Genomic DNA, 16,847 nt, shown 5'->3' with positions numbered 1-16,847 from the left:
AGCAAAGACAAAACTGAACTAACGGAAGAGATTGAAAATACCTAAAAATGGGAAAATAGTGCCAAGAACCCCTAGAATATTATTTGAGCCTCTGTTAACAGGGGCAGTGCCACTAACCACTACAATATCATTATTCTTTAGAATGGGGTTTGTCTGTTCATTCACTGCCGCCTGTAAGTCTATCTTAATTTCCCTTTTGGTAACTGTACCATTGGGATTAACTCTAATTAACTCCACAACAGGATTAACACCCGCCTGGTCAAAGCCCCCAGCCGCTAAAATGGCATTATTAAGACTAGTATTAGGCTTTAAGGTGATAATACCTGGTTGACGCACATTCCCCACCACATTGACAGTAATCTTGCCAGGAGAGAAATTAGCCATCGCTATTTTTTCCGCCTCTGCTGGCTCAATCTCCTTGGCGGGGGGTATAAATATGGTATCACCATCTCGCAATGGTATGTCTTTGTTTATATCTCCTGACTGTAACATGTCCCAGAGATTTACCGCGATAGTATGAGTCTGTCCATCCCTAGTAGTTCTTGTTACTACAATGTTCCGAATGTCTGCCAATTCCTTGACACCACCACCAAGTTGGATGGCAGTGGTGAGACGAGGAATTCCTTTGTCAACGGGGAGGGTATAGACACCAGGACTATTTACCTCGCCTATGATGGTAATACTGGGGGGAGTATTGTATTTAATGCCAAAGGTGGCATCTGCTAACTGACGGTATTCCCCTAACTCCATGTTCTCCTTTTTGGGTACAATCACTACATCCCCGTCTTGTAATCTTACATCTTGGGATAAGTCTCCCCGTTGCAACAGTTGCCAAAAGTCTAAGAAGTAGACTTCCTCCCTGCTGTTTTCTTTCCTTTTCAACTGAATTTGTCTGATGTCTGCAGAAACTGTCAACCCCCCAGCCAACACCAACAAATCACTCACCCTTGCCTGCTTTTCCTGAGAGGATAAACTGTAGTTTCCCGGTTTATTCACCTCCCCCACTACCGCCACCTGTATTGGCCTCGTCTTTAATAGTATTACGTCCACTGCTGGCCTTTTTAAATATTTACTGTAAAGTTTTGTCAAAAGGTTATTGACTTCTGGGATGGTTTTGCCCCTGACATTCACCACGCCAATAAGGGGGAGAGTAATTGTACCATCATTGAAAACCGTTGCAACACTCTGAGGGAGGGCAAAAACGTTAACCTGAATGACGTCGCCGCCATCGAGGGTGTAGGCTGGGGGGTTAAGGATTGGGGGTTGGGGATTAGAAGAGAGGGAAGAAGGGGAAAGTGGTTTTAAAACCCGTTGATGGCTGATGGGGCTAGGGGGAGTCTGTGCTGCTATACTAGTTTGTATTATTAACCCTAGTCCTAGGGTTAGGCAAGGCCGTAGAATTCTCATTCATCCTCCTTTTTCCTTTTTCAGGGCTGCAAAACTGTTTTTTGTGATTATACTCCTTGGACTGTTATCTTGTATAATTGGGGGGGTTGCCTGTTGGACGAGTTTATGGTAAAAAAAAAGCAGAAGTTTCCTCATCTAATAGGCTCAAAATGGACTTCCACTCAGACTACCTGGGGGTGGCGACACTTTCAGGTTGTCAACCGTAGGGATGAGGCTGGGTGGGTTTTTGCGGAGATGATGTCGTCCTGTGATGAGACTGTGCGTTTCTGGATTAATGCCCAACAATTAAAGGATCGTAACTTGTGGCTGCCCGGTTGGATACCCCTTAACCAATTGAAAGAATCCTAACTTTCCCTCCTCAACTCAACCCCGCCGTTTCAACACAATACACAATGATTTAAAGCCACAAAAAGGTCAAATCTGCCATTCATTGTAGATGGATAGTTGTCATGATGTGCCACAACGAGCTTAATAATGTCAGCTGCGAGTTGGGATGGTAAAGAAAAATGTGCTTCCCTGATATATGGAGGATTGTACCCAAATTCTCCCCCCATTGTCTTCTATTATTTGTTTGCAAATAGCTAAACCCATGCCACTACCTTTTGCCATTTTCTCCCCCTCCGACAGTCTTTGGTTGGCCAAAAATACTTTCTCATAGTCTGTTTCCTTAATCCCAATGCCATTATCACTAATCATAAATAGCCATTGGTTTTGGTGTTTTTCCGCTGCTATTGCCACTTCTGGTTTTCTGTCTTCTGGTACGTATTTTATGGCGTTACTGATGAGGTTTTGCCAGACTCTCTCCAACTGTACTCGGTTATAGTATACCATCACTGGTCTGAATTTAGCTGGGAAATTAATTGTTATTTTCGCACCTTTAGCTCTGATTTGCTCTCCCAGTAATTCTAGTACCTCTTTTATTATCCTCTCGCAGTCTAGCCACTCTTTTTCATCTTCTCCTCCCACTCGGCACGCCGACAACAAAGCTTCAATCATATCACTCATTTTTTCTGCGGAGTTTACCAGCATATTCAGGAGTTGTCTTGTTTTTTCGCCGGCATTTTCTTCCAGATAGCCAATTAGTTTTCCACTCCCTAAAATGGTTTGTAATGGTTGTTTTAAATCATGGGATACTTGTCTGGCATAGTCTTCTAGTTTTCTGTTAGAATCAAGTAGTATGTCTACCAAGTGTTTGAGGTGTCGCACCTGTTTTTTTCTCTCTATGGCATAGCAAATTGCCTTTTTTAATACGGTGGAATTAATCTCATTTTTCACCAAATAATCCTGGGCGCCTTCCCTAAGGGAGTCGAGAGCCACTTTTTCGTCATCCAAACCTGTTAGAATAATAATTGCCGTGTTTTCCGCCTCTGCACTTATCTTTTTTACGGTATCTAATTGGAAACTATCTGGCAAGGATAAGTCCAACAAAATCACATCAAATTTTTCCTCCTCAAGGCATCGTACAGCCTCTCTACAGGTAGAAACATGACAGAGGGATAGCCGTGGCTTTTCAATTTTACTCAAGTGTTTGGCAATTAGTATAGCATCGGGGAGGTTATCCTCCACCAGCAAAATATTTAAATGAGGGATTGGCGATAACATAGAAACCAATAAATATTCCCATCACCCGTGTCGGCCTAACTACATTCTATAGTGTACTCCACGAATCTGAACCAGAAGTTTTCAATGGCAGCCATACATTCCGATAGGCCTTCTAAACTGTTGGGTTTACATAGATAGGCATTAGCATACTCTTTATAACAGTCTCTAATATCCTGGTCATTGTCAGAGGTGGTAAGTATTATTACTGGTATGAGTCTGAGCCCGGGATCAGATTTTATCTCTTTTAATACTTCTTTTCCATTTTTTTTTGGGAGGTTTAAATCCAACAAAATAATGTGGGGAATGGGTGCATTTTGGTACTTGCCTTCTTTTCTCAAGAAAGCCATTGCTTCTACTCCGTCGTTTACCACATGTAATTCGTTTGGGATTTGTCTTTGGCGGAGAATTCTTTTTATCAGGGTGATGTCTGCTAGGGAGTCTTCTACCAGTAAAACTTGTGGAGTTTTTGTCAGTTTCATATCGCTTTCATCCATTCAAAACAAACAATTTTATTAAAACTTTGTATTTAAAATGTTGTCTAAATGGGCCCGTAAGATTGGACGACAACGGGGGACGTCAGTTGCCTAGACTTTTAAAGTTATGCATCTAAGGAAAATTTACCTATGTTTCGGAAGGGTAAAGTAAAATTTAGCGCCCTTTCCTTCTTCAGATTCTACCCAAATTTTGCCGCCGTGACGGGTGACTATTTTGCGACATATTGCCAAGCCAATGCCTGTTCCTTCAAACTCCATATCGCTGTGGAGTCTCTGAAAAATTATAAATATTCTTTCACGAAATTCCGGGGCAATACCTATACCATTATCTGCAACACAAAAACGCCATTCTCCCTCTAGGGATTCTGCAGTAATTTCTACAATAGGTATTGGGCTTCTGTTGAATTTGATGGCGTTGCTAACCAGGTTTTGCCACAGTTGAATTAGCTGAAACCTATCCGCCATTACCGTAGGCAGTTTTTCGGCCTTTACCTGTGCATTTTTCTCCGCAATTGCTATCTTCAAATTCTCCAGTGCTTCCTGCAACACTTCATTACAATCTACCGGGGTAAATTCCCTTGCCCTTGTGTGAATTCTGGACAGGGCTAATAAATCTTTTATTAGCTCTTTCATTCTCTGGGAACTTTTAATAACAAAACCTAGATATTGTCTACCCTCCTCATCAAATTTATCTCCATATTCTTCAGCCAAAATCTCACAGAAACTGCTAACTACCCTTAGAGGTTCTTGTAAATCATGAGAAGCTATGTAGACAAATTGCTCTAATTCTTGATTAGAATTTTGCAGTTCCAAATTACATTTTTTTAGCTTTTCCCGGCAGCGGAAACTATCTATCCCTTTGGCAAGAATGTCCGCTATCAAAACCAAAAAATTCTTCTCCTCCTCTCGCCACAGTCTCTTTTTATTCTCCGATTCTAACATCAAGCATCCCCACGTCTTTTCAGTTACCAGGGGTATAGCTGTGACTTTTAAGTCATCTATTTCCACCTCTGTTACACCGTTCAACACGCCGACGTCTCGAGTCTGTTCTAACACATTATCGTTCAAAAAGGCAGCCATATTTAGTTTTAAATTGGCAAAACTCTTGTCTTCATATCCGTAGAGAAACTGAGCACGGGGCAGAAAATTACCCTCCTCAAAAAGGATTAAAGCTGCCCTATCTGCTTGAAGGAAATTAGCCAAAGATTGGAGAGAGTAGTTAATTTTTTGTTCTATGTCTTCAGGGGAGACTTTGATAAACATTCTAGAGATTTGGGTAGCCATCTTTTCTAATTCTATTTGGCGTTGAAGTCTTTGGTTAAGAGTTTGAATTTCCAGGGGGCTTTTTGATATTAGCTTGGATGGGGTGTCTTCGGCCCCAGCTTGTGGAAGGGTAGCTGTGGAAGATAAACCTTGTAAAAGGGCGATTGAATGGAGTGTTTTCATGAGGGCGAGGGTAGCAAAAATAGGGGTGAAGATAAATATTAAAAGGAATAAAAGGTTGGGAGGAGAGGAAGTATTAATAATACTGGTTAGATAGGTAAAATAGGAGAGAATAACTAGTAGTAGTAACAATTGGAGAGGGGCACGAGGAAAGAGATAGTCACCACGACAAACAAGCCAAATTAATACGGTGCTGATAAGACAATAACTGACGGTTGTAATGAGATTTGCAGTTATTCGTAGCAGAAAATAATCCCAATCTCCAAAGGAAAGCAACATGGGCAAAATTTCACTCATCGGGCATATATATGAGAAACATGATAACAGTGGAATAAGCTCAAAAGACCCTCGGTGTACCCGCAAATTCTGCGGTTACCAGTGCCATAGGAGAAAACCCTAAGGGCGTGACTATAGATTTGTGGTTTTATGAAATAATGAAAAGGGGAAATTTTATGATGAAAACTGATATTATGAAAAACAATTGGTGGAGCCTAATAATAAAATGCATTTTAATTGTAGTCCTATTTCTCCTTAACCCTGTAACCACAAAGTCGGCTAAAGCGGCATTGGCACAGGGAGATGCTATTACTGATCCTGAGGCTATACTACGTTACGCCCTCCCCATAGATAACAAGGTTATCAGAGAGATTCAGAGGGATATAGAACAGGTGGAGAAGGAGGCAAGACGAAAACGTTGGTCTTTGGTGGCAAAGAAGGTGAAAAATGCCTCATTTTTGCTGAAAAACCGGAAAGATGAGATTTTAGCCAGTGTGCCTGAGGAAAAAAGAGCTAGGGGGGAAGAATTACTGGCAGCCATCACCGAAAAGGTGGGTAAATTAGAGGAGGCGGTGGCGGCAGAAGACAAGGAGGAGATTTTGCAACTACGAGACAATATCCTGGACAACATCACTGAATTAGAAGAAAGCATGGTAAAGGGCTTCCCTTTCAAGGTGCCCGAGGAATACTCTCATCTGCCACAACTTTTGGGGCGTGCAAAGGTGGAAATCAAAACCACTAAAGGGGATATGATTGTAGTGGTGGATGGCTATAGTGCCCCTGTAACTGCCGGTAATTTTGTGGACTTGGTAAAACGGAAATTCTATGATGGCCTTCCCTTTATTAGGGTTGAAGATCGCTTTGTAGTACAAACAGGTGACCCAGAAGGGCCAGAGGAGGGATTCATTGACCCGAAAACAGGTAAATACAGAGCGATACCATTAGAAATACTGTTGAAAGGGGAATCTGAGCCTCTTTATGGGTTTACCACGGAGGATGTGGGCAAACCTCTGGCACAACCGGTATTGCCCTTTAGCGCCTATGGGGCAGTAGCTTTGGCACGTCCCAGTACTGATCCTAACGGAGGTTCGTCCCAATTTTTCTTCTTCAAGTTTGACAATGAGTTAACACCACCAGGGTATAACCTGATGGATGGGCGTTTTGCCGTTTTTGGGTATGTAGTGGAAGGCGCGGAGGTGTTAGAAGAGATTACTCCTGAAGACAAGATTATTTCCGCCCGGGTTATAGAAGGGGAAGAGAATTTGGTTGAACCTGCTGTGTAGTTTTGTATAATCCAGGTTGGGGGGAAAATTACCACCCCAGCCTCCCCAAAGGTAACAACTAGGACTATAATCTAACTCTGTGACGATAAAGAGATACAGTCTACCACAAAATGACTAAAACCTATACAGTAAAGGTAACCCATCAGGGACAAACTTACAGTTTCCAGGTAGCGGAAAACGAGAAGATTCTGGATGTAGCTCAAAGAAACAATATTGACTTGCCCTTTTCTTGTGGTGCCGGGGTTTGTACCACCTGTGCTGCTAAAATTATCAGGGGAGAGGTAGATCAGAGTGATGGCATGGGTTTATCCCCCGAGTTACAGGCAGAGGGGTATGTGTTGTTGTGTGTGGCTTATCCCCGCAGTGACTTAGAGGTGGAGGCTGGCAAGGAAGACGAGGTATATGAGCGTCAGTTTAGCATGCCTCGGTGACGGGGTTGTAGAGGATTTTTTCTACTGTGGTGGAAAGGTAGGTAAAGTAAACCTTAAAGGTGTTTTCTCCTTCCGCCACGGCAGTCACCTTCCCGTAAATATCCTCTCGTTGGTAGTGGCAGAGGGTAAATTTGAGATTATCTAGGGGATGGGGGAGAAAGTCAGCCTTAACAATAGCCCCCCTTTCGATGTCTCTTACAATGAGTTGTAGGATTTCCCCCTTATAGGTTTGGGTGGCAACGTCTTTCTCATTCAACAAGGAGTAGGTGACGGCGATGGTACGGCTAAGGGGGATGGTTTTCTCTTCTATTTTCGGCAGTTGGAGATTGTACTTGCCCTCGATTCCAGTAATATTGTAGATGGTAATTGGTTGTTTTACCCCCTTGGGAGATACCTGTCTGGTTTCCGCTATAGACACCTTTGATTTGAGACTGTTTAGGGTTTTCTCGCTGATGAGGATTTCCCCTCCCCTAGTATAGGATTCGATTCTATAGGTAAGATTCACCTCACTGCCTACTACTCCATATTTTGTCCTTTTTTCCGAACCAATATTACCCACTACTACCTCCCCTGTGTTGATACCAATGCCCATTTTCAGGGGGGGATAACCCCAGGCTGTAACCTGTTTGTTTACATCGTCCATAGCCAGTTGCATGGCGATGGCACAAGCTACTGCCCTATCCGCATCGTCTTTCCTGCTTACAGGCGCGCCGAATAACACTAGGATACCATCCCCCATGAATTCGTCTATAGTACCATTGTATGAGGTTATAACATTGGCCATGTGTCCCAGGTAAAAATTCAGTATTTTCACCACCTCTTCTGGGGGCACTTGTTCACTGATGGCCGTAAAACCACGCAAGTCGGAGGTAAGGATGGTAATAGTGCGTCTCTCGCCACCCAGTTTAACACCCCCGGGAGTCTCCAATAGTGTATTTACAATTTCATTACTCAGGTAACGCCCGAAGGTGGAACGAATCTTAGCGGCATTCCTGGCAGTATAGAGAGTAATCCCGCTGGCAGTGAGAATCAAACCGGCTAGGGGGGGAATAAGGGGAAGCCACCAACTGAGGAGGAATGCCTGGTAGACAATGGCTACTAAGACGACTTCCACCCCCAGAAAGATGATTATCCCCCGTTGGAATTTGCTACTTTTTCTTTGACTCCAGGTGATGATACTGCCAATGGATGTCCAAAATACAATCCAGAGGTTTTCCCGAGTTTCTGTCCAGCTTTTTATTAGAGGACGACCATCTAAGGCAGTACTAATCACCTGACTTATAATATTAGCATGTACTTCTACTCCCGGCATTCTTTTGTCTGGACTGTTAGTATAAGGGGTTAGTAACACATCCTGGAAACTTTCTCCCACAAAGCCAATGAGGATGATTTTGTCTTTCCCCCAGTCGGGAGGCAGTCGGTTGTCCAACACATCAAATAAACTAACGGTTTCAAAGTGACGCACATCTCCCCTCCAGTTAAGCATTATCTGATAGCCGCCACTGTCTGCACCACTGTAACCGCCATCATTGCTTTCCAGGGGTTTAAAGACGGCATTGCCTAGTTGCCAGTAGTGGTTTTTGGGGGTGACGGTGAGGGTGACCCCTTGTTTTTCCAGATACAATAGGGCCAAATACATGCCCAAACTAAAGGCTTTTCTATCAGGTAAAGCTATTAATGCCCTTCTGACTTTGTTGTCTGGATCTAACACCATATCATTGAAGCCAACCTGGTTTTTTGCCTTGAGGATGGGGGGTGGTTTTACCCGATATTGTCTGGTGTCGCCAATCATTTTTTCGATGCCGATGATATTGTCATTTTCCGCAAAAACCTGATTTAATTCCGTAGTACCTGGTGGGATGGGCACATCTCGATAAATATCCAAACCGATGGCTACTGGTTGTCTTTTTAGCAATTTTTTGAGCAGTTCAGCGTATATTTTGTCAGATATTAGCGCTGTACCTATTCTGTCTACATCTTCCTCTCCAATACCCACTATTACTATTCTTTCGTCCCTTGTTTCCGGTGGACGCCATTTTAACAATAGATCGTAGGCAAACAATTCCAATGGTTGAAACAACCCCACATAACGACACAGAATTACCACTGCCGACACTAGCGGTGTAGCAATAAACACCCCCCGCCAATACCAAAAAAATGATTTTAATCTTCTAATTCCCTCCACTGTTGCCCCTCCCACTGTTTCTCTTTTCAGATCATAACAGTAGAATTCTCCTCACTACTAATTGGCAATTAGCAAGTTTTTCCCCTACCCCCCACTGCTAACAATTTTTCCTAACAATTTTGCCTAATCATTCCAGTTATTAACTCTTCTCCCACCAGGCTTGTGTTACTGTTTTCCCTAGGACAAAAGTCCCTTTTACCTCTGTAAAAAAAGATTAAAAACTCTGGACATTACGGGCTCAATTTGCTAGTCTCCGAGCTTTTTTTTGAGGAAAAGATGAAAATTTTATGAAGAGTAAAAAAATGTTAAAAAAAGATTACAAAAAGGAATGGCAAGGAGAATAGGCATCACCATAAAAGTAGGAGGAATAGAAAAACAAAAAACTGGTAGTAGAGACAACAAAAGGAGAATTATGGGTAGGAGATATGCAACCATAGATGGGAATGAAGCGGTGGCTAGAGTGGCCTACAAGTTAAACGAGGTAATAGCCATCTACCCCATCACTCCCGCCTCACCCATGGGGGAATGGGCAGACACCTGGGCCTCTGAGGGAGTGCCAAACTTGTGGGGTACAGTCCCATCTGTGATAGAAATGCAAAGTGAAGGGGGCGCCGCTGGCACAGTGCACGGTGCGCTACAAACAGGAGCACTGACCACCACTTTTACCGCCTCCCAGGGACTACTGTTGATGATACCCAACTACTACAAGATTGCCGGCGAGTTGACACCCACTGTAATTCATATTGCAGCACGGTCGTTGGCAGCCCAGGCCCTGTCCATTTTTGGCGATCACAGCGATGTAATGGCAGCAAGGGCCACTGGTTTTGCCCTCTTCGCCTCGGCTAGTGTACAAGAGGCACAGGATTTTGCCGCTATAGCTACCGCCGCTTCCCTCAAATCCCGCATCCCCTTCTTACACTTCTTTGACGGCTTCCGTACCTCCCATGAAATCGCTAAGGTAGAACTGTTGGAAGACGACCAATTACGGCAGTTAGTCGACTATGAGGACATAATAGCCCATAGACAAAGGGCTCTAACACCAGATCGTCCTGTAATCAGAGGTACTGCCCAAAACCCGGATGTCTACTTCCAAGCTAGGGAGACTGTCAATCCCTTCTATCAAAGATGTCCGGGAATTGTCCAAGAGATGATGGATCGCTTTGCTACTATCACCGGTAGGCAATACTATCTCTACGAATACCACGGACACCCCGAGGCGGAAAGGATAATCGTCCTCATGGGCTCGGGCTGCGAGGTAGTACACGAAACTGTGGATTACCTAAACCGTCACGGGGAAAAGGTGGGGGTGTTGAAAGTACGGCTATATCGTCCCTTTGATGCCCAACGCTTCCTGGCAGCCATCCCCAAAACTGTAAAAGCTATAGCTGTATTAGACCGTACTAAAGAGCCAGGGTCTGCCGGTGAACCCCTCTACCTGGACGTAGTAACCGCCCACATGGAACACCACCGGGGAGAAATGCCCACCATAGTAGGTGGACGCTATGGCCTCTCCTCCAAAGATTTTACCCCTGCCATGGTCAAGGGGGTTTTTGACAATCTGGCTTTGGGGAAACAGGCGAAAAACCACTTCACCATTGGCATCTATGACGACCTAAGCCACACTAGCCTCTCTTATGATCCCAACTTCTCCACCGAGCCAGATAATGTCATTAGGGCTATATTCTATGGTTTAGGCTCAGATGGTACAGTAGGAGCCAATAAAAATTCTATCAAAATCATTGGCGAGGAGACAGACAACTACGCTCAGGGTTACTTTGTCTACGACTCCAAGAAATCCGGCTCAGTCACCGTTTCCCACCTCCGTTTTGGCCCAAATCCCATCCGCTCCAGCTATCTTATCAGTAAGGCCAACTTTGTCGCCTGTCACCAGTGGGAGTTTTTAGAAAAATACCCTGTACTATCTGCCGCTCTGCCAGGTGCTACATTCCTTCTCAACAGCCCCTATCCCCCAGAATTGGTATGGGATGAACTGCCGGTGGAGGTACAACAGACCATCCTGGAAAAACAACTAAAATTTTACGTCATTAACGCCTATCAGGTAGCTAGGGAAGCCGGCATGGGTGGGCGCATTAACACCGTAATGCAAGTGTGCTTTTTTGCCCTGTCAGGAGTCCTGCCCAGGGAGGAAGCCATAGCTCAGATCAAGAAGTCCATCGAGAAAACCTACGGCAAGAAAGGTAGGGAAATCGTAGAGATGAACTTGAAGGCCGTAGATTCCACCCTGGAACACCTATACCAAGTCAATGTACCTGGTCAGCTCACCAGCACTAAGAAAATGCGGCCCCCAGTGGACACCTCTGCCCCTCCCTTTGTCAAGGAGGTGTTGGCCAAGATGATGGCCAGGGAGGGAGACAGTATTCCTGTTTCTGCCCTTCCCTGTGATGGCACCTATCCCACTGGCACTGCTAAATGGGAAAAACGGAATATTGCCCAGGAAATCCCCGTTTGGGAGCCCGACATATGTGTTCAGTGTGGCAAGTGTGTTATGGTATGTCCCCACGGGGTAATACGCTCGAAGGTATACGAGGAAAAAGAATTAGTAAATGCCCCACCCACCTTTAAGTCTGCCCCGGCAAGGGAGCATGACTGGAAGGGGTTAAAGTACACCATCCAGGTGGCCCCGGAAGACTGCACCGGCTGTGCCCTCTGTGTGGAGGTATGTCCAGCCAAGAATAAGTCCCAACCCCGTCTAAGGGCTATTAACATGCAACCCCAACTGCCCTTGAGGGAACAAGAAAGGGTTAACTGGGACTTCTTCTGCCGCCTGCCCTGGCCCGACCGTACGCGCCTAGACCTACGGAAAATCAGCCACCAACAAATGCAGGAGCCCCTTTTTGAGTTCAGTGGCGCCTGTGCCGGTTGTGGCGAAACCCCCTATCTGAAACTTATTACTCAGCTATTCGGCGATCGCATGATTGTTGCCAATGCCACTGGTTGTTCCTCCATTTACGGTGGTAACCTCCCCACTACCCCTTGGAGTCACAACGCTGAAGGCAGAGGCCCAGCTTGGAGTAACTCCCTGTTTGAGGACAATGCCGAATTCGGACTAGGATTCCGGCTGGCCATTGACAAACAGACGGAGTTTGCCGTGGAATTGCTGCAGTCCTTGGCAGGACAAATAGGCGACAACCTGGTCACTGCCATCCTCAACAACCCCCAAAAAAACGAGGCGGACATCTATCAACAACGAGAATATGTGGCCCAGTTGAAACAAAAACTGCAACAGATACAGCCTCCTAACAAGGAAACCGCGGAGAAGGTCAAGATACTCCTCTCCCTGGCAGACTACCTGGTCAAAAAGAGTGTATGGATTGTGGGAGGCGATGGTTGGGCCTATGACATCGGTTACGGTGGGTTGGATCATGTGTTAGCCAGTGGCAAGAATGTCAATCTGCTGGTGTTGGACACAGAAGTGTATTCCAACACGGGTGGACAAGCCTCCAAAGCCACACCCCTTGGCGCAGTAGCCAAATTCGCCGCCGGTGGTAAACCCGCCCCCAAAAAAGATCTAGGCTTGATGGCTATGACCTATGGTAATGTCTACGTGGCCAGTGTAGCTATGGGGGCAAAACCAGAACACACTATCAGGGCTTTTCTAGAGGCAGAGGCTTATGAAGGGCCTTCTCTTATCATCGCCTATTGCCACTGTATCGCCCATGGTATTGACATGGCCAAGGGGATGACTCATCAGAAAATGGCAGTAGAGTCGGGCAGATGGTTGCTTTATCGTTATAACCCCACCCTCGCCGCAGAAGGCAAAAATCCCCTCCAAATCGATATGCATAGTCCTCATTTGCCCCTCGAACAGTCCATGTATAGCGAAACCCGCTTCCGCATGCTTAGCCATAGTAAACCAGAAGAAGCCAAACGACTCCTCAAGGAAGCCCAAGAGTATATTCAACGTCGTTGGCAACTCTACCAGTATCTCGCCTCTCGTCAACCCCAGTAACTAACACAAGGAGACTGGATATGGACCTAAGTACTACATACCTGGGTTTAAAACTGAAGTCCCCATTAGTGGTAGGCGCCTGTGCCCCTCTAACAGAAGACATAGACAACATCAAACGCATGGAAGACGCCGGGGCCGCCGCGGTTGTATTACACTCGTTCTTTGAGGAACAACTACAAAGGGAAAGACTAGAATTACACCATCACCTCACCCATGGTGCAGAGAGTTTTCCCGAAGCCATAACCTACTTCCCCGAATACTCTATCTTTCACATAGGGGAGGAGGAATATCTCAATCACATCCGCAAAGCCAAGGAAACCACAGACATCCCCATCATCGCCTCCCTCAACGGCTATGACTTGGGAGGTTGGCTAGAATATGCCAAAGCCATTGAACAAGCCGGGGCAGACGCCCTGGAATTGAACATCTATTTTGTGCCCACCGACATGAATCAAACAGGGGCACAGGTGGAACAAACTTATATTGACATTGTTAAGGCCGTCAGAGAGGAGATAAAAATCCCTCTAGCTGTAAAGGTAAGTCCCTTTTTCAGCAACATGGCTAACATGGCAAAAAGACTCACCGAAGCCGGCGCCAATGCCCTGGTGTTATTCAATCGCTTCTATCAACCCGACATCGACCTGGACAATCTGGAGGTGGTGCCCCATCTGTTATTAAGCACCCCCCAAGCCATGCGTTTACCTCTCCGTTGGATTGCTATCCTCTACGGTCGCTTACAAGTCGACTTCGCCGCCACCGGGGGTATCCATCACGGCCATGACGTCATCAAAATGGTTATGGTGGGAGCTAATGTGGCCATGATTGTCAGTACCCTCCTCCGTCATGGTATTGAATATCTGAAACATATTGAACTACAAATGCGCCAATGGATGGAGGAAAACGAGTACGAGTCCATTGCCCAGATGCGCGGCAGTATGAGTCAGTTGAACTGTCCTGACGAGAGTGCCTTTGAAAGGGCCCAATACCTCAAGGCCATTCAAACCTACCATCCCGTTTGGGAGAAGAGGGTTTAGGGGTTTAGGGGTTGGGATACAATTTACATGTACTCCCCCAGTTTGGATTATGTTTGCAACAAGATTATCCCGTTTCCTTGTATGCTTTTCCCTCTTTTTCCTGTTAACCCTCTCCGCCTGTAACACCCAACCCCCTTCCCGATTTGAACAGGCACAACAAGAAAGCATCGCCGCCGGCAGCAAAAATACTGCCGTTAGCACCAATGCTGTGAAAGGCTCTAGTTTAAACCAATTTTTCCCTGTTGGTGGGGGCGAGTACGAGAGGGTTTTCACTCAGGAAAAAGACGGTTTTGTCCAGGCAAAATTGAAATTTCAAGGCAAAGATGTTGCTATTTTGGCTATCTTTGACACCATCAGCAACCCCGAGGCAAAGAAGGACTTTGAAGGGGCAACTGAACAAATTAACGGCTTCCCAGTCATAGAAAAGGGTACTAATAATTCCGCTGTATTGGTGGCGAACCGTTTCCAGGTCAGCATCCGTTCCACTGACCCCACTTTTGACAAACAACAACGACGTCAGTGGCTCGAAAAATTTGACCTAGCCGGCTTGTCTAACCTCAAATAATTATTGCTTAATCCCTGTATTCAGGGGTTATTTTTTATAAGCAAAACTTTTATATTGGAGGATAAAAATGACTAAGCCTATCTATCAACTAGTAGACGAACTACCCGAAAATAATATCACCGTCATGGCCCTAAAAACCCTGGATAATATTGTACCAGGACAATGGGAAAATATTACCAACTTTGAAGAAATGATTAGGAAGGTGACAGGAGAAACCGATGAAGCAATGATTCAAAAAATAGGAGAAAGGGCAGTATGGCTATTCAACGACAAAACTCAAGGTTATCAAAATGCCCTCTGGTTATACCAAACTGTAGATAAAGCAGATTATGCCCTGGGCGCAGCGGCTTTGGCTAACAAAATCGGCGAGAAAATTAATCTTTTTGGTTTCCTCAATAGGATAACCCCCAATGATGAAAAAGCCCAGGTGATAGATTTAGTAATCAAAATAGTGGCAGAATTGGTGGCCTTCTGTCAAATCAACGGCTTGCCAGGCGACAGCATCAGCGACTTTGTGGCAGCTTTGGAACAATATGAAAAAGAATCCCTACTCAGAATGGCGGCACTAGTGTGTTTTGATGCTATTATCCCCTTTGGCGCCGATTTTGTCCTCACTATCCAATCCACCCTAGCAAAACTGTCACCCCAGGAATTAAACCAGAATCCAGTCTTCTCCCAAATGAGTAGATTCATCCCCGGCGATAACCTCAATAACCAACTGCAATTCATCACAGAAAGTTTTGAAGCAGTCAAGGGATGGATGATTTCCTTTGTCACCAGCAATGCTATCACCAGAAGCAGCATTATGGCCAATCTCCACAGTTTCATCGAATTTTCCGAAGCCCAGTTTGACTACCTCGCTGCCTTCCTCGATATTACCACCAACTACTTTGAACATACAGGCATTCAGTCCATCGCCAGGAGTTTGATTTCTCGTGCCATGTTTGAAGTATAAAAAGACTCAAAAATCATAGCCATCCCAAAGATTAGAGGTTTGGCGGAGGCTACGGTATTCACCATTGCCTATAATTAGGTGATCTAAAATAGGAATCCCCACTATGGAGGCACATTCTAACAATTTCACCGTCAGATTCAAGTCTTCCAGAGATGGTTCCAAATTACCAGAAGGGTGATTGTGGGCGATAATGACACTAGTAGCCGACTGTTTTATGGCCTCCCTAAATAACTCCCTGGGATGAATCAGTGTCTCTGTGGCTGTCCCTATGGTGATAACATGAGTGCCAATCAGGGCGTTTTTCGTGTCTAAAAGCAATACCGCAAAACGCTCCTGAGACTGCCACATTAAATCATAACTGAAGGCAGCCGCGGCGGCACTGGGACTATCAATCACTGCCTTACAGGGAGGACGAAATTGAAAAATCCTCTTCCCTAATTCTACCCCTGCTAGAATAGTAGCTGCCTTGGCTGGCCCAATTCCCTTTATCCCCATTAGTTCTACTGCTGTAATTTCCCGTAATGCAGACAGGGGCTCCCTTTTATTTTGCCCCAGTTGGTTGAGGAGATATTGGGCCAATCCTACAGCAGACAATTCCCCCTTCCCTTGACCTGTGCCTAGGAGAATGGCTATTAATTCAGCCGTGGACAGACTTTTGGCCCCTAGTTCCAACAACCTCTCCCTTGGCCGCTCGTTGGGGGGCAAGTCTGCTATTCTTAGATTGTACGCCATTGTTCTCCCCATCCACACACCAAAAATGTTTTTGTCATTTTACTACACTGGTGGGACAGGGAGGATTATTATTGTTAGGACTTGTTTATTTCTTCAACCAGCTAAACATTGCCCTTAATTCCCTTCCTACCTTCTCAATCAGCAACTCTGACTCTCTTCGCCGCATAGCTGTGAATACTGGCTTGCCTGCCTGATTTTCTAGAATATATTCCCTGGCAAACCCCCCTGACTGGATTTCTTCCAGGATTTTTTTCATCTCTTCCCTTGTCTTTTCTGTTATAATCCTTGGCCCTCTTGTGTAGTCTCCGTATTCTGCCGTGTTTGAGATACTATTACGCATATTGGCTAACCCGCCTTCTACAATTAGGTCCACAATGAGTTTTACCTCGTGGAGACACTCAAAGTAGGCCAATTCCGGTTGATATCCCGCCTCCACTAGGGTATCAAAACCCGCCCTGATAAGGGCACAT

Annotated in this window: 14 protein-coding genes; 7 read left to right on the top strand and 7 right to left on the bottom strand. The window is 45.3% G+C overall.

Features of this window, described 5'->3' with window-relative positions; translation table 11 throughout:
- Nucleotides 1–18: 18 nt before the first annotated feature.
- Nucleotides 19–1,407, bottom strand: coding sequence for an SLBB domain-containing protein (locus tag IGQ44_10845; protein ID HIK38470.1), 1,389 nt, complete (start codon nucleotides 1,405–1,407; stop codon nucleotides 19–21).
- 105 nt (nucleotides 1,408–1,512) lie between these two features.
- Here IGQ44_10845 and IGQ44_10840 point away from each other — a divergent pair, with 105 nt between their 5' ends.
- On the top strand, nucleotides 1,513–1,755 hold the full coding sequence (locus IGQ44_10840; GenBank protein ID HIK38469.1) for a TIGR02450 family Trp-rich protein: 243 nt from the start codon (nucleotides 1,513–1,515) through the stop codon (nucleotides 1,753–1,755).
- A 129-nt stretch (nucleotides 1,756–1,884) separates the two neighbouring features.
- Here the strand turns inward: IGQ44_10840 and IGQ44_10835 are convergent, their stop codons facing one another.
- The 3 genes from IGQ44_10835 to IGQ44_10825 form a co-directional block, all read right to left on the bottom strand.
- On the bottom strand, nucleotides 1,885–3,009 hold the full coding sequence (locus IGQ44_10835; GenBank protein ID HIK38468.1) for a hybrid sensor histidine kinase/response regulator: 1,125 nt from the start codon (nucleotides 3,007–3,009) through the stop codon (nucleotides 1,885–1,887).
- A 35-nt stretch (nucleotides 3,010–3,044) separates the two neighbouring features.
- Nucleotides 3,045–3,488: a response regulator gene (locus IGQ44_10830; GenBank protein ID HIK38467.1), complete on the bottom strand. Its 444-nt coding sequence runs from the start codon at nucleotides 3,486–3,488 to the stop codon at nucleotides 3,045–3,047.
- Between the two features lie 138 nt (nucleotides 3,489–3,626).
- A complete protein-coding gene (locus IGQ44_10825) occupies nucleotides 3,627–5,243 on the bottom strand; it encodes a GAF domain-containing protein (protein HIK38466.1) in 1,617 nt (538 codons plus the stop codon).
- Between the two features lie 173 nt (nucleotides 5,244–5,416).
- Here IGQ44_10825 and IGQ44_10820 point away from each other — a divergent pair, with 173 nt between their 5' ends.
- Both IGQ44_10820 and IGQ44_10815 read left to right on the top strand, forming a co-directional pair.
- Nucleotides 5,417–6,505: a peptidylprolyl isomerase gene (locus IGQ44_10820; GenBank protein HIK38465.1), complete on the top strand. Its 1,089-nt coding sequence runs from the start codon at nucleotides 5,417–5,419 to the stop codon at nucleotides 6,503–6,505.
- Between the two features lie 110 nt (nucleotides 6,506–6,615).
- Nucleotides 6,616–6,936 (top strand): 2Fe-2S iron-sulfur cluster binding domain-containing protein, encoded by a 321-nt coding sequence (locus IGQ44_10815; protein ID HIK38464.1) that lies wholly within the window; start codon nucleotides 6,616–6,618, stop codon nucleotides 6,934–6,936.
- Here the strand turns inward: IGQ44_10815 and IGQ44_10810 are convergent.
- Nucleotides 6,920–9,121 (bottom strand): adenylate/guanylate cyclase domain-containing protein, encoded by a 2,202-nt coding sequence (locus tag IGQ44_10810; protein HIK38463.1) that lies wholly within the window; start codon nucleotides 9,119–9,121, stop codon nucleotides 6,920–6,922. The two genes, IGQ44_10815 and IGQ44_10810, sit on opposite strands and share 17 nt — an antisense overlap.
- Nucleotides 9,122–9,530: 409 nt before the next feature.
- Between IGQ44_10810 and nifJ the strand changes: the two genes are divergently transcribed.
- The 4 genes from nifJ (at nucleotide 9,531) to IGQ44_10790 (ending at nucleotide 15,645) form a co-directional block, all read left to right on the top strand.
- Entirely contained in the window at nucleotides 9,531–13,091 is a 3,561-nt protein-coding gene (gene nifJ / locus IGQ44_10805; GenBank protein ID HIK38462.1) for a pyruvate:ferredoxin (flavodoxin) oxidoreductase, read from the top strand.
- 20 nt (nucleotides 13,092–13,111) lie between these two features.
- Nucleotides 13,112–14,125, top strand: coding sequence for a dihydroorotate dehydrogenase-like protein (locus tag IGQ44_10800; GenBank protein HIK38461.1), 1,014 nt, complete (start codon nucleotides 13,112–13,114; stop codon nucleotides 14,123–14,125).
- Between the two features lie 49 nt (nucleotides 14,126–14,174).
- On the top strand, nucleotides 14,175–14,690 hold the full coding sequence (locus IGQ44_10795) for a hypothetical protein (protein ID HIK38460.1): 516 nt from the start codon (nucleotides 14,175–14,177) through the stop codon (nucleotides 14,688–14,690).
- 67 nt (nucleotides 14,691–14,757) lie between these two features.
- Entirely contained in the window at nucleotides 14,758–15,645 is an 888-nt protein-coding gene (locus IGQ44_10790) for a hypothetical protein (protein ID HIK38459.1), read from the top strand.
- 6 nt (nucleotides 15,646–15,651) lie between these two features.
- On the opposite strand, the gene radC is transcribed toward IGQ44_10790, so the two are convergent.
- Nucleotides 15,652–16,377, bottom strand: a complete 726-nt coding sequence (gene radC / locus IGQ44_10785) for a DNA repair protein RadC (protein ID HIK38458.1) — start codon at nucleotides 16,375–16,377, stop codon at nucleotides 15,652–15,654.
- Between the two features lie 85 nt (nucleotides 16,378–16,462).
- A partial coding sequence (locus IGQ44_10780) for a ketol-acid reductoisomerase (protein HIK38457.1) occupies nucleotides 16,463–16,847 on the bottom strand: 385 nt, incomplete at its 5' end.

Source organism: Geminocystis sp. M7585_C2015_104 (assembly GCA_015295805.1).
Taxonomy (GTDB): Bacteria; Cyanobacteriota; Cyanobacteriia; order Cyanobacteriales; family Cyanobacteriaceae; genus DVEF01.
The sequence above is the reverse complement of the archived record's forward strand: the minus strand, read 5'-3'. Positions and strand labels throughout refer to the sequence as shown.

Excerpts from the sequence above, each read along its gene's own strand:
- IGQ44_10845 (HIK38470.1), bottom strand. The coding sequence starts at position 1,407 with ATGAGAATTCTACGGCCTTGCCTAACCCTAGGACTAGGGTTAATAATA.
- IGQ44_10840 (HIK38469.1), top strand. The coding sequence starts at position 1,513 with ATGGTAAAAAAAAAGCAGAAGTTTCCTCATCTAATAGGCTCAAAATGG.
- IGQ44_10835 (HIK38468.1), bottom strand. The coding sequence starts at position 3,009 with ATGTTATCGCCAATCCCTCATTTAAATATTTTGCTGGTGGAGGATAAC.
- IGQ44_10830 (HIK38467.1), bottom strand. The coding sequence starts at position 3,488 with ATGAAACTGACAAAAACTCCACAAGTTTTACTGGTAGAAGACTCCCTA.
- IGQ44_10825 (HIK38466.1), bottom strand. The coding sequence starts at position 5,243 with ATGAGTGAAATTTTGCCCATGTTGCTTTCCTTTGGAGATTGGGATTAT.
- IGQ44_10820 (HIK38465.1), top strand. The coding sequence starts at position 5,417 with ATGAAAAACAATTGGTGGAGCCTAATAATAAAATGCATTTTAATTGTA.
- IGQ44_10815 (HIK38464.1), top strand. The coding sequence starts at position 6,616 with ATGACTAAAACCTATACAGTAAAGGTAACCCATCAGGGACAAACTTAC.
- IGQ44_10800 (HIK38461.1), top strand. The coding sequence starts at position 13,112 with ATGGACCTAAGTACTACATACCTGGGTTTAAAACTGAAGTCCCCATTA.
- IGQ44_10795 (HIK38460.1), top strand. The coding sequence starts at position 14,175 with ATGTTTGCAACAAGATTATCCCGTTTCCTTGTATGCTTTTCCCTCTTT.
- IGQ44_10790 (HIK38459.1), top strand. The coding sequence starts at position 14,758 with ATGACTAAGCCTATCTATCAACTAGTAGACGAACTACCCGAAAATAAT.
- radC (HIK38458.1), bottom strand. The coding sequence starts at position 16,377 with ATGGCGTACAATCTAAGAATAGCAGACTTGCCCCCCAACGAGCGGCCA.